Here is an 11520-nt window from a genome sequence, read left to right as displayed (position 1 = left end):
AAGGTGGAGATAAAAATGAAAGGAACTAGTCATGCAATTATAGGTGCTACTACAGGATATGTTTTGTCTGGAATAATAGGTAGTGATTTAATCACAACTATAGGAATTACTACAATTGGAAGTATAATAGTGGATATAGATGAAGAACATTCAACAATAAACAAACTGCTATTTCCTGTAGGTGTAAAGTATAGGAATTATTTAAAAATATTAATAGGTTTGATAATGTTATTAGTGCCTAATACCCTTTGTAAGTACTTAGGAGCAATAATAACATTATCTGCCATATCTAGTAAGGTAGTATATCAATTTAGCTTATTTGGTGGATTTCAAAAAAGAGAATACCATAGGACTATATTTCATAATCCAATAATAGGTGGGCTTATACTTATACTCCCTCTATATATGTTAGATGTTTCATATAACTATAGAATAGCTTTTATAGTAGGAATATACATAGGACATTATCTAATGGATAGTTTTACCACGTATGGCTTACCATTATTCCCTCTAAAAAGGTGTATTAGAATGCCAATATATTTTAGCAGCAGGAATAATATAGCTGAAAAATTTGTAGTAGTAAGTTTTATTGGCGTGGCAATAGCATTTACTAATCCACATCTAATAGAAAGTGTTATCAACTTTATAAAATGATTGTCACAAATAAAAATAAAAAAAGAAGGTGATATATAGTGATCTATGAGATATGGAGAAAAGATATGTTTGGTGAAATGAAAATTAACTGGTTTCCTAAATCTGATGAAGAAAAAGCAAAGAAGGAATATGAAAAATTGGTTAAAAAGTATGGTAAAGATAGTATTTTGATAAAGGAAGTTGAGTAAGTTAAAGAGATATAAGTAGAAAGGAGTGAACTTATGGATAATATAAAAGAATACACAATTATATTTTTGATAAGTGGAATAGTTCAATTACTAATGCAAAAATATATTTCTAATATAGGTTATAAATTTAATCAAGTATTAAAAATTATATTTGCTATTATAGTGGGTTTAATAAACTGCTATTTATTTTACAAGTATAGCTTTGGATATAATTTTTTATTGTATAGTTTGTTAATAGAAGTTCTGATAGTAATTACTTTATTAGATTTTCAATATGAAATTATATTAAATAGGTTAAATATATCAGTTGCTATAATAGGATTGTTTAATATTATTATAACTAAAGATTTCTATAATGGAATACTAGCTTTTTTTACTGCAGGAGGATTATTTTTTATTTTGGCTATTATATCTAATGGGGGCATAGGTGGTGGCGATATAAAACTTATAGCACCATTAGGTTTAATATTTGGAATATATCCTATATTATACATTATAATGTTAAGCTTTATATTTGCATCTGTAATTGGTATAGTGCTTATTATACTAAGAATAAAAGGATTAAAGTCAAGTATAGCATTAGCACCATATATTAGTCTTGCGACAATATCATTAATCATTTATTATATGTAGTAAAGAGCTAAATATATTTAACTAATTAGGAGGGGTTAGAATAATACATAGAATAACAACATACTACTCTGTATTTACTTTTGATTCTAGAAAGTATGATAAATTAAAAGATAGTATAAAAAACTCTCGTATCTACACTCATTTTATTGATACTAAAAATGATAAAGGTTCTATAAACAATGCATATTCTAAATATTTATCATACAAAAATTATATATATACAAAGAAAATTCCTAGAGAATCAGATTTGAATTTATATCTTACTATTAGCAATTTTAGTGAAAGAGAAGAAAAAAGAATTGAGAGTATAGAAAAAAATTTTGAATTAGATGACTATTATTCTTTATATAGAGAAGTTCAAATTTCAGATTCTAACATAAAACAAATAATAAAAGAAGTTTACGTTACAGAAAATTTGTTATTTGATAGAGCAGAATATATAAGCCAATACATAGAGAATCAAGAGAGAAGAGAAATAAGAGATAACTTTTTAAGTAGCAAGAGACAAAGATTTTTTCTAATTCCTTTTTTAGGGAAAATAAAGTCTGAAATAATTGAGCCTATAGTTATACTAACCATATATGACGTAGGAATATTGACACTTGAAGTAATGATAGGCCACAATGAAAAAAAACTAACTAAAATAGATGATAATGATACACATGTTGATTTTTATGAATTAAAATTCTATAAAAAGCTTTCAAAATATAAACTCGAAGATTATTTTAAATATGAAATTTTAAAATCATCAAAGAATAAAGACCTTGGTATCAAAGAAGTGAAAAAATATTATAAAGATTTAATTGAACAGGTGTCTCAAGTCAAAATTCAAGATGAAGAAGATTTTACTCAAACATCAAATATCATAGGGATTTTAAATGGAGATACTCAAGGCAATGGTATTGATAAATTTTTGGAACAAAATATTGAAAAAGTTTATCAGTATCTTACAAACTCAGATAAAGATATTTTAGATTTTAAAGTAAAAAAACAAATAAAAAATAAGTTATTTGAAAAAGCAGCATTTAATAATAAAAGTCAGTTATTCATTGTTAATAATAGTCTTTCCGTTCACTTATTTAATGATTATATTTTACATAAAAGGATAATTGATAATTATAAAGAAATAGGTAAAGAACTAAAAGAAATAGATAAAGATGAAATCTTTGCAGATAAAAAAGACTATATTTATGAATCATATCATGAAATATTATTATTTTATGAAATAAATTTAATCAGAAAATTTTATGCTAAAAAATTATTAAATGATATGAGTAAAATGAAAGATTTATCTCATGAAAAATTATCAAGATTTATGAAGGAATTAGATTTTATTCTTCTACAATTTGATGAAGAAATATTATTTAGGTACGATGGGAGTCCCAAAGATCTTTATACAAGAAGTTATTCTCTTTGTGGGGCTAAAAGGTTAGTTGATAAATGTAAAGTTATCAGCTCTAATTTAGCATTAGATATGAAAAATGAAGAAGAAGTAAAAGAACGTTCTTACAAAAATACAATTTTATTATTTTCAACTATATTATCTGTTTTACTAAGTTTTTCTGGAATACAAAGCATAGTATATAATGTATTAAGGCACGTAACCTTTAATGGTAAGTTTAAATATTTCAATGAACATCCTTTAAGGACAACTATATTAATTTGGTTAAGTACTTTTCTAATTATAGTAATTATATTTATAAATCAAAAGAACAAACAAAAAGATAAAAAAACAAAGTCTAATAGAAGTTTATACAAATTAAAAGGGATTATAGATAAGATTATAAATCCTAGATTAAAAACATTTAAAAATAAAATTATAAATTATTTAAAATAAATCTTTATTTAAAAGATTTATTTTTTTGTATATATAAGTGATAAAACTAAAATATCTCTTTACAAAAGAACGTTTGTTCGATATAATGTATTGAAATAATATATTATATTTATTGGAGGAATAGTAATGAAGAGAATTATTTTTCATATAGATGTAAATTCTGCATATTTGTCATGGGAATCAGTATGGAGAATACAACATGGAGCTACCATTGACTTAAGAAATATTCCATCAGTAGTTGGTGGTGATCCCAAAAATAGAAGTGGCATTATATTAGCAAAATCTATTCCTGCTAAAGAACGTGGTGTTAAAACAGGGGAAACTCTTTATTCTGCATTTGAAAAATGTAAAGACTTAGTAGTAGTACCACCAAATTATAGTTTATATGTTAAGTGTAGTGATGCTATGAATACTATATTTAGAGAATACACACCGAAAGTACAAAGATATAGTGTTGATGAGTCCTTTTTAGACGTTACAGGAACAGAAAATATTTGGGGTAATCCTATTAAACTAGCTTATATTATAAAAGAAAGGATAAAGAAAGAGTTAGGTTTTACTGTAAGTGTTGGGATATCAGAGAATAAGCTTCTAGCAAAGATGGCAAGTGACATGAAAAAACCTGATGGTGTAACTACTATATTTAAAAAAGATATAAAAACTAAAATGTGGCATTTAGATGTAGGTGAATTGTTTATGGTTGGAAGAAGGACATTAAATAAACTACATAATCTAGGGATAGAAACTATAGGTGATTTAGCAAATTTTGATTTAGAAGTATTAAGGTATAAACTTAAAAGTCATGGAGAGATGATCTATAGATATGCAAATGGCATTGAAGATTCAGAAGTCAGAAAAAGTAATAGATTAGATATAAAGGGTATAGGTAACTCTACTACTACTTCATTTGATATAGATAATAAAAATGAGGCTCTTATGGTATTGTTAAGTCTTTGTGAAACTGTAGGAATGAGACTTAGAGATGCTAAATACATAACAAGTCTTATAAGTGTTAGTATAAAAACAAGTGAATTTGTGAAATATTCTCATCAACAAAAAATATTTACTCCAACTGATTCTACAAATATAATCTATGAATATGCAAAGAAACTTTTTAATGAAATGTGGAAAGGCGAAAACATAAGGCATATTGGGGTAAGAGTTTCAGAGTTTAGTGATAATGATATAATCCAATTAAATATGATACATAGAAACAATGAAAAAATGAAAAAACTAGATAAAGTTATAGATAGTATTCGTACTAAATATGATAGTAATGCTATTGTTAGAGGTTGTTTTATAGGTAGTGATATAAAACCACTAACAGGTGGTACTCACGATGGGGATTATCCTGTTATGAGTAGTATATTGTAGGTTAGTATTATGAAGGTTATTAATAAGAATATAGAAGTCATATGTTACTTTACCTCTAAAGGCATACCACAACCTTTAAGACTTAGAATAGAAGGTGAAGAACAAAATCATATAGTCATAAAGGTAGATAAAATAATAAATAGAAAGCTAGAAAAATTAGCAGGAAATAAAATGATAATATTCACTTGTCAATCTATAATTAATAATACACTGACTCTATTTGAGTTAAAATATGAGGTTGAAACTTGTAAATGGCTTTTATTTAAGAAGTGATATAATAAGATACCTACATTAAAAATATATTTTTAATGTAGGTATCTTATTATTATAAATCTATATCAACATAATCTACTGAAGAATCTTTTAATTTATCTAAGTTATGCAAATAGCCTTTAGCTACTTTTAGGGAACTCCACCCAAAATTTTCTGTAACCTTAACAATATCACAGTTATTATTCAAACTCATTGATGCAGAAGTATGTCTTAACCAATGAGGACTGATTTTCTTCTCAATTCCTGCTTTTTTACTTGCATTATCTATTATCCATCTGATGTAGTTTTCATTTACTCTATTTCCATTTCTAGTAGTAATTAAATAACTTTCATCATCATTTGGTATGTTAAAATCCTTATTAATACTATCTCTATAATCCTTAATGTATGCTAATACATCTTGTCTAACTTTAATATCCCTGTCTTTGTTACCTTTGCCATCTATAATATGAATACCAACATTACTATCCATATCTTTATAAAAGTGTTTACATTTAATATTACATAATTCACTTACTCTTACTCCAGTAGTAATAAAAATACTACCTATAACTGCATTTCTTTTCTTTTCCCTTAATACTTCCCAAAGTCTATTTAGTTCCTCTTTAGCAAGGAATTTATTAGTAGACTTATTCTTATTTACAGTAGGCTTATTAATAACAGTAAAGGGATTATACTTTAAGTAACCTAATTTACAACCAAAGTTATATAAGGAACTTAATCCACTTATTCGATTATTCTGAGTAGATTTTTCTTTCTTTTCAAGTTTATCCATAAAGTCCATTATATCTTTTACTGTAACATTAGAAAGTGGTTTATTAATATAATCTATAAATAGTTTAATAGATTTAGCATATGATCTAACTGTATTCTTAGACCTCTGGTTTCTTAGAAACATTTTAATAAGTACAGTATCATTCGTAATTGATTTATCCCCTGTTAGATACTCTTGAATAGAACTATTATTATTATATTTAATTATACTCATATGTTGACCTCCTAACTATCAAAAACTAACATCAAAATTCTCATATATATAAGGTTTCATAATAGAATCTATGTTTCTATACTCATCTACACCCCAATCTAATATATTAATATTTTCTATATCTTTTTCACCTAATTGAAGTGGTATAAGTGTAGGTAATAGATAACTTTCTAAATAATCTATATTTGGACACATATCTATATATCCGTTAATAGTATCTAATATGAAGTTATCGTTACTATCAGTAATAACTATCTTTGGACAGTTACTTGTTTTTACTATAAGACTTGATATTGTAGGTATATCGTTTTTAATCTTTAGTTTCGGTGTGTGATGTCCATCGTTATTATATAGATATGCATATAAATAATCCTTTTTTAATATATCGTTCTCCTTCATTATAGGACCTCCATTTTTTAAAGTAGAATAATTAAATTTAAAAAGTAATATTTAAATTACTCTTTTTCATAATTACTATTAATATTTTTTTTAGAGCTATGTTTATTTTCATATTCTCTTAAAATGAATCTGCATAACTCAGCATAACTCATTTTTTTTTCATAAGCTATATCTTTTAAATTAGATTTAATTCTGCTATCTACTTTAAAAGCAGCATTAACTAATGGCATTAATATTACTTCCTTTCATTATAGTTTATTAACTTTTTTTACCCAATAATCCCTAATAGATATAGAACAGAGGGGGCATCTTTTTGTACCTAAATTTTTATCTTTCTGAAATATTACTGGACAAGAACAGTAAGGACACCAAAGTTGCTTATCTTTTAATCTTATATTTTTTGGTAATACTTTATTTTTTACTTTTTTAGCGTTCTCTTTAGAAATACCAAATAAATTCATTTGAGAAGAATTACTATTGATAGAATCACCTTCCTCCTATTTTACAAAGTATAAACAACTTTATAATTGTTATTTACACAATATATACGTTGTGATATAATAATTATAAAGTTAACTATAGTTTACCATAGTAAATCTTATAATTCAACAATTTTACTGATAACATCTGTTATAATAAAGGGGGCGATAATTACATATTAGCAGAAAAGAGAGTGATATAATGTATAAAGTAATAAAAGTATCTAATAGAAGTTTTACTATACCTAAACTAATAAGAAACAGACTAAATATAAACCCATACGATAATGTAATAATTGATTATGATAATGAAAAAAAGATCTTGATAATAGAAAAACACATATCTACATATAAATGTTTTGCTTGTGAAGGCGAAGGTATATTTAAAAAAGAAAACAGGGAGTGCTTTGTATGTAATGGTGATAAAAGAATTGATAAAGATTTGTTTGATGATATATATCAGCTAATTAAGAAGTTAATGTTTCAATCTAAGGAATATGAATTAGATATTAATTTAAGTACAGAAATAGTTGAAATACATAACAATGAAAATTTACGAATTAGTAATATACAAATATATAGCACTATTTATGATAGAAATGTATTAGATAGAATTGAAGACCAAATAAGAAAAGAACTTATAAAGCAAAATAGCAAATTTGATGGTGATTTAACATATAAAAATATATTTATTATAAGTAAAAAATTTAAGACAAATGAAATAAGAAGTTATATAATTAATTATCTTCTTTCAATACATTCTAAAAAAAATAGAAAAGGAGTTCAATATTATGAAAAACAATAAATTAAAGGCAATAATAATTATATACATTTTTATAGGATTTTTACATTCGATAATAAATTTAATCGGTATATATGTAACAAAATATAATCAAAATAGGGAATTAAGTATTTTATTTATAGTATTGTATGTAGTAAGTTTGATAATTAGTAGCTATATACTAGTTAGACATAGCTGTAATAAAAAATATTTAATTATAGCTTGTATATTTACTATGGGAGTACCTTTTTCTAATTTAATAGTAGAGAGTATAATTAGATTTAAAAGAGCAGATATGTTTTTCTTTAATATTTCGCCAATAATTACTATAGCAATACTATTGTTAAGTACTTATATGGGCGTTAAAAATATTCATATAGGAAGGTTATTTGAAAAAAATAAATAATAACATTACTTATTAAACTGAAAGGATAAATGATAAACAATAGCCTAATAGTGAGGAGAATATATTATGAACATTAAAGAAAATGAAATCGATAAAATTAATAAAACACCATTTATGATATTAACATTAGTTATGATACTTGGATTTATTACTATACCTAGTTTTACGATTAAGTATGAAGGTTTTAAATATCCATTGTTTATGTTTGCAATATTATATTTATATAAAGATATTAAAAGTTTAAGTTTTTATGATTTATTTGAGTTCACACATCTTTTTAATATCTTAATATTTATGTTCTTTTTTACTATAGATACTATATTTTTAAGTTGGGAAATACATCCTAATTTTATATATTCTATACTTGATATTTTAAGTTATATTGTAATAGTAATAAATGTAATTTCTAATCTAGCGTATAGAATTGAGGAACAAACTAGAGAAAATAATCCTGAGATTATAGGTAGATTAAGAGAGTTAAGGTTAGAAAAACAAATGACATTAGATGAGTTGGCTAAAGAGTTAAAAATTGCTTGTTCAGAATTAAGGTTATATGAAAAGAACTGTAAAAAAGCAGATTATAAAACTTTAGTTTCTATTTCAAAATATTTTCAAGTTACTCCAGATTATTTAGTAGGTAATTTTGATAGAAGATAATAAATATGCATAAAGGAGTGCTATTAAATTTACCACTAAAAGGAATGATTAGACTTTTATTATGAAATTTATGCTTTAGATGTGAAATTATAGATTAGAAATAAAGATGCTTAGAGATAGAAAGAATAAAGGGGGAAATAAAATGGAAGATTTAATATTTAGTTCAGTAATAACTATATTAAGTGGAATAATACCATTGGTAATAATCAAAATACTATATAAACAATTTAATCTGACTACAGTAATATATGGTTATGAAATTAAGTTAGTTCCATTTATATTAATATCTTTACTATCTATTGTATATATTCTACTACCAATGTTTAACACTATTGAAAAAGAACTTATCTATGGAATAACTTTGTTAGGATTAACATTTTTATCTTTAGATCTTACACTATTAAGTAAAGACATACGTTTTAAATTATTCTTAATGTATTTGATAGGTTTTACCTATTTGAAAATAGCTTATTTGAAACAAACTAAGGTAGGTAACTTTGATAATCCACTATCATTTTTTGCACCTATGGTTATAATTTTATCTATAATAAGTGTTACATATTATAATATCAAATTTCGTTCTAAAAAAGTTAAAACAATAGGTAATAGATTAAAGTTATTAAGAGAGGGAAACTGTTTAACCCATAAGGAGTTGTCTACAGAATTAGATATATCAGTATTAAATTTAATACTATATGAGAATGAGAGAAAAGCACCTACCTATAATATACTAAAGAAAATTGCTATATATTTTGATGTATCACCAGATTACCTTAATGGAAATTTTAGTAGAAGATAAAATTGAAAAAGTTAATATAAGGAGTTGTTTATATGAAATCTATAGTTTTAACTATACTAGTAGCAACTGTTCTCTTAATGATAGCAAAGGTTTTCTATGAAAGAGCAAAAATAAAGGAATATGCAAATATAATGAGTGAACTACTTAATAAAGAAATAGGTTTGAATACAAAAAGTTATTTAACAAAAGAAATAGAAAAAATAGAATATGAATTACAAAAGAATGTACAAAAATATAAAAAGATACCAATATTAAAAGAACTATATAAAGATGAAATTAATTATTATAAAATGTTATTAGAGAATGACGAGCAAATAATCTTTGGTAATAATGAAGAATTAAAGTTAGTAACTATTATAGAAACAAAATTAAAATATAAAGTATTGTGGAATTTTTAATTGTAACAACTGTAAAGATTTAAAATTAGTAGAAGGGAGTCACTTAAATAATGAATAAATCATATTTTAAAGCTGCAAAACAAGAAAAATCACACTGTCCTAATTGTGGTAATAGAACATATAAATTATCTGATGAAGAAAGAGAAGATAGTCCTAAATTTAATATTTGTTTTAAATGTAAATATATTGGACATATAGGGGTAGGGATAGTTACTTTGCAAAAGTAAATATATAATTAAGAGGAGGAAAAATACATGGATACTCTATTAGTGCTGTCTCCTATAATATTGTTTCTAGTATTGTTATTATGGGGAATTATTAAAGCTAAAAAAGAATACAAATATATGGTTGATAATGGTTATAAAGGTACATTCAAACAATACATTTCCACTCCGAAAGTTTCTTTATCGCATAAATTCTTCCAAAAAGGAAGTAACAAAATAGAAAGAATAAATAATGGTCCAGAAAACTCTCTATACAATCAAGAATAATGGGTTTAGATAATATATATGTGAAGTTGGCAAAGGAATTAATTATACTAATAATAAAATAAATCTCCACAAGTTAACATAAATAATAAAAAATTCAGAAAAGAATATATAGAAAGTGGTGAGGAACATGTTTACTAATAATTTAAGTCAGGGAAAAATAAAGAAAAAACAATTTAATAATATCATAGAATTTGCAAAAGAATTAATATCAAAAAATGAAGTAGAAAATTATGACCATAATGGAACAGGGCCACAAGTTCATCCTATATTTAATCTAATAAAACTATTAGGTGCAAATATACCTATTGATTATGGGGCATATATTATAAAAAATAATCCTAAAAGTTTGCCTAGAATTGATACAGAAGAATTTCTATTTTCTATTGTATCAGAAGTAAATAAAAAAGGTGAAATTGCCTATAATTTATTAAATGAGATAAAAACTACAGCTGATATAAATGCTAATTTAAATAGTGATCTAATATTGCCTTGGGTTTGGAATAGGGATAGACTCTTACAATCTTTATCAAGAATAGGTGAAAATAGATTATTTGATTTTTGGAAAGAAGATAAGAATCATAGATTACATCTGTGGTTACCTATGGGAATATTTTGGGTAGAGGGTGGTAATCATTCAATACTTACTGGAATAATTCAAGGGGAAGGGAAAATAATTCCTAAAAAAATAAGTGATATTTCTGATATTTATAAATACGTTAAATGTGATGGAAAATACTTTATAAGAATTGAAGATAATGAAATAATTAGTAAAGTGCAAAATGTTGAATTTGCAGCTATATTTGAAATAGGGAGAATAATGATAGAAAAAAATATATGTTACAAAAATATTGTTGATTACAGTAATAAAGTATAATCATTTAATATTTCGTTAAATAGACCAATAAAAGTTATAGTTGTGAAATCATACTATAACTTTTATTTTTTTGGGTTAGTAGTTTACATAAGCCTAATATGGTGAACTTAAATGATAAAAACATATAAAAAAAGAAAAGTTATATAGTAATATAGTGATAACGGAAATTATCACTATATTATCGAAAAAGTAAAAATATATGTTTTGGTGTGATATAAATGGTTTATACTAGAAATATAAATAATATATTAATATATAATAATATGTACTTTACTCTTGTTATATATGA

18 protein-coding genes are annotated in these 11520 nt (G+C 24.3%); 14 read left to right on the top strand and 4 right to left on the bottom strand.

All coding sequences use genetic code 11. The features are described 5' to 3' along the window. Window positions 1-15 precede the first annotated feature (15 nt). The 6 genes from D3Z33_RS12200 to D3Z33_RS12180 all read left to right on the top strand — a co-directional run bounded on the left by D3Z33_RS12200 (window position 16) and on the right by D3Z33_RS12180 (window position 4959). The gene (locus tag D3Z33_RS12200) at window positions 16-654 is read left to right on the top strand and encodes a metal-dependent hydrolase (protein ID WP_160198048.1); all 639 of its coding nucleotides are present in this window, start codon (window positions 16-18) and stop codon (window positions 652-654) included. 65 nt (window positions 655-719) lie between these two features. After that, window positions 720-842, top strand: a complete 123-nt coding sequence (locus D3Z33_RS16975) for a hypothetical protein (protein WP_279279086.1) — start codon at window positions 720-722, stop codon at window positions 840-842. A gap of 33 nt (window positions 843-875) precedes the next feature. Continuing rightward, complete coding sequence (locus tag D3Z33_RS12195) at window positions 876-1475, top strand: prepilin peptidase (protein ID WP_160198047.1); 600 nt, start codon at window positions 876-878, stop codon at window positions 1473-1475. Window positions 1476-1722: 247 nt separating this feature from the next. Then, on the top strand, window positions 1723-3312 hold the full coding sequence (locus tag D3Z33_RS12190) for a hypothetical protein (protein WP_160198046.1): 1590 nt from the start codon (window positions 1723-1725) through the stop codon (window positions 3310-3312). A gap of 126 nt (window positions 3313-3438) precedes the next feature. Further along, window positions 3439-4686, top strand: coding sequence for a DNA polymerase thumb domain-containing protein (locus D3Z33_RS12185; protein WP_160198045.1), 1248 nt, complete (start codon window positions 3439-3441; stop codon window positions 4684-4686). A 9-nt stretch (window positions 4687-4695) separates the two neighbouring features. Continuing rightward, window positions 4696-4959, top strand: a complete 264-nt coding sequence (locus D3Z33_RS12180; RefSeq protein ID WP_160198044.1) for a hypothetical protein — start codon at window positions 4696-4698, stop codon at window positions 4957-4959. Window positions 4960-5011: 52 nt separating this feature from the next. Here the strand turns inward: D3Z33_RS12180 and D3Z33_RS12175 are convergent, their stop codons facing one another. From D3Z33_RS12175 to D3Z33_RS12160, 4 genes are read right to left on the bottom strand one after another with little or no spacing between them, the layout of a single operon-like run. Continuing rightward, window positions 5012-5947 (bottom strand): tyrosine-type recombinase/integrase, encoded by a 936-nt coding sequence (locus D3Z33_RS12175; RefSeq protein ID WP_160198043.1) that lies wholly within the window; start codon window positions 5945-5947, stop codon window positions 5012-5014. Window positions 5948-5965: 18 nt separating this feature from the next. Continuing rightward, window positions 5966-6346 carry a hypothetical protein gene (locus tag D3Z33_RS12170; protein WP_160198042.1) on the bottom strand — a complete coding sequence of 127 codons (381 nt, stop codon included), beginning with the start codon at window positions 6344-6346 and terminating at the stop codon, window positions 5966-5968. A 56-nt stretch (window positions 6347-6402) separates the two neighbouring features. Beyond that, window positions 6403-6576: a hypothetical protein gene (locus D3Z33_RS12165; protein ID WP_160198041.1), complete on the bottom strand. Its 174-nt coding sequence runs from the start codon at window positions 6574-6576 to the stop codon at window positions 6403-6405. Between the two features lie 18 nt (window positions 6577-6594). Then, a complete protein-coding gene (locus D3Z33_RS12160) occupies window positions 6595-6807 on the bottom strand; it encodes a hypothetical protein (protein WP_160198040.1) in 213 nt (70 codons plus the stop codon). Between the two features lie 220 nt (window positions 6808-7027). On the opposite strand from D3Z33_RS12160, the gene D3Z33_RS12155 reads away from it, so the two are divergent. The 8 genes from D3Z33_RS12155 (at window position 7028) to D3Z33_RS12120 (ending at window position 11231) form a co-directional block, all read left to right on the top strand. Then, window positions 7028-7630: a hypothetical protein gene (locus D3Z33_RS12155; RefSeq protein ID WP_160198039.1), complete on the top strand. Its 603-nt coding sequence runs from the start codon at window positions 7028-7030 to the stop codon at window positions 7628-7630. Then, the gene (locus D3Z33_RS12150) at window positions 7617-8012 is read left to right on the top strand and encodes a hypothetical protein (RefSeq protein ID WP_160198038.1); all 396 of its coding nucleotides are present in this window, start codon (window positions 7617-7619) and stop codon (window positions 8010-8012) included. The genes D3Z33_RS12155 and D3Z33_RS12150 overlap by 14 nt, the downstream gene beginning before the upstream one ends. 66 nt (window positions 8013-8078) lie before the next feature. Continuing rightward, window positions 8079-8669 (top strand): helix-turn-helix domain-containing protein, encoded by a 591-nt coding sequence (locus D3Z33_RS12145; protein WP_160198037.1) that lies wholly within the window; start codon window positions 8079-8081, stop codon window positions 8667-8669. A gap of 142 nt (window positions 8670-8811) precedes the next feature. After that, a complete protein-coding gene (locus D3Z33_RS16550; RefSeq protein WP_201750526.1) occupies window positions 8812-9468 on the top strand; it encodes a helix-turn-helix domain-containing protein in 657 nt (218 codons plus the stop codon). Between the two features lie 32 nt (window positions 9469-9500). Further along, window positions 9501-9866: a hypothetical protein gene (locus D3Z33_RS12135; protein WP_160198036.1), complete on the top strand. Its 366-nt coding sequence runs from the start codon at window positions 9501-9503 to the stop codon at window positions 9864-9866. Window positions 9867-9916: 50 nt separating this feature from the next. After that, window positions 9917-10093: a hypothetical protein gene (locus tag D3Z33_RS12130; protein WP_160198035.1), complete on the top strand. Its 177-nt coding sequence runs from the start codon at window positions 9917-9919 to the stop codon at window positions 10091-10093. A 27-nt stretch (window positions 10094-10120) separates the two neighbouring features. Continuing rightward, window positions 10121-10357, top strand: coding sequence for a hypothetical protein (locus tag D3Z33_RS12125; RefSeq protein ID WP_160198034.1), 237 nt, complete (start codon window positions 10121-10123; stop codon window positions 10355-10357). 127 nt (window positions 10358-10484) lie between these two features. Continuing rightward, complete coding sequence (locus D3Z33_RS12120; protein ID WP_160198033.1) at window positions 10485-11231, top strand: DUF6710 family protein; 747 nt, start codon at window positions 10485-10487, stop codon at window positions 11229-11231. Window positions 11232-11520 lie beyond the last annotated feature (289 nt).

This window comes from Senegalia massiliensis, assembly GCF_009911265.1.
Lineage (GTDB): Bacteria > Bacillota > Clostridia > Tissierellales > SIT17 > Anaeromonas > Anaeromonas massiliensis_A.
This window is presented reverse-complemented; position numbering and strand designations above follow the sequence as displayed.

What these genes read in the sequence shown, in the direction of transcription:
- D3Z33_RS12200 (WP_160198048.1), top strand. Translation starts at nt 16, where the DNA reads ATGAAAGGAACTAGTCATGCAATTATAGGTGCTACTACAGGATATGTT.
- D3Z33_RS16975 (WP_279279086.1), top strand. Translation starts at nt 720, where the DNA reads ATGTTTGGTGAAATGAAAATTAACTGGTTTCCTAAATCTGATGAAGAA.
- D3Z33_RS12195 (WP_160198047.1), top strand. Translation starts at nt 876, where the DNA reads ATGGATAATATAAAAGAATACACAATTATATTTTTGATAAGTGGAATA.
- D3Z33_RS12185 (WP_160198045.1), top strand. Translation starts at nt 3,439, where the DNA reads ATGAAGAGAATTATTTTTCATATAGATGTAAATTCTGCATATTTGTCA.
- D3Z33_RS12180 (WP_160198044.1), top strand. Translation starts at nt 4,696, where the DNA reads ATGAAGGTTATTAATAAGAATATAGAAGTCATATGTTACTTTACCTCT.
- D3Z33_RS12175 (WP_160198043.1), bottom strand. Translation starts at nt 5,947, where the DNA reads ATGAGTATAATTAAATATAATAATAATAGTTCTATTCAAGAGTATCTA.
- D3Z33_RS12170 (WP_160198042.1), bottom strand. Translation starts at nt 6,346, where the DNA reads ATGAAGGAGAACGATATATTAAAAAAGGATTATTTATATGCATATCTA.
- D3Z33_RS12165 (WP_160198041.1), bottom strand. Translation starts at nt 6,576, where the DNA reads ATGCCATTAGTTAATGCTGCTTTTAAAGTAGATAGCAGAATTAAATCT.
- D3Z33_RS12160 (WP_160198040.1), bottom strand. Translation starts at nt 6,807, where the DNA reads ATGAATTTATTTGGTATTTCTAAAGAGAACGCTAAAAAAGTAAAAAAT.
- D3Z33_RS12155 (WP_160198039.1), top strand. Translation starts at nt 7,028, where the DNA reads ATGTATAAAGTAATAAAAGTATCTAATAGAAGTTTTACTATACCTAAA.
- D3Z33_RS12150 (WP_160198038.1), top strand. Translation starts at nt 7,617, where the DNA reads ATGAAAAACAATAAATTAAAGGCAATAATAATTATATACATTTTTATA.
- D3Z33_RS12145 (WP_160198037.1), top strand. Translation starts at nt 8,079, where the DNA reads ATGAACATTAAAGAAAATGAAATCGATAAAATTAATAAAACACCATTT.
- D3Z33_RS16550 (WP_201750526.1), top strand. Translation starts at nt 8,812, where the DNA reads ATGGAAGATTTAATATTTAGTTCAGTAATAACTATATTAAGTGGAATA.
- D3Z33_RS12135 (WP_160198036.1), top strand. Translation starts at nt 9,501, where the DNA reads ATGAAATCTATAGTTTTAACTATACTAGTAGCAACTGTTCTCTTAATG.
- D3Z33_RS12130 (WP_160198035.1), top strand. Translation starts at nt 9,917, where the DNA reads ATGAATAAATCATATTTTAAAGCTGCAAAACAAGAAAAATCACACTGT.
- D3Z33_RS12125 (WP_160198034.1), top strand. Translation starts at nt 10,121, where the DNA reads ATGGATACTCTATTAGTGCTGTCTCCTATAATATTGTTTCTAGTATTG.
- D3Z33_RS12120 (WP_160198033.1), top strand. Translation starts at nt 10,485, where the DNA reads ATGTTTACTAATAATTTAAGTCAGGGAAAAATAAAGAAAAAACAATTT.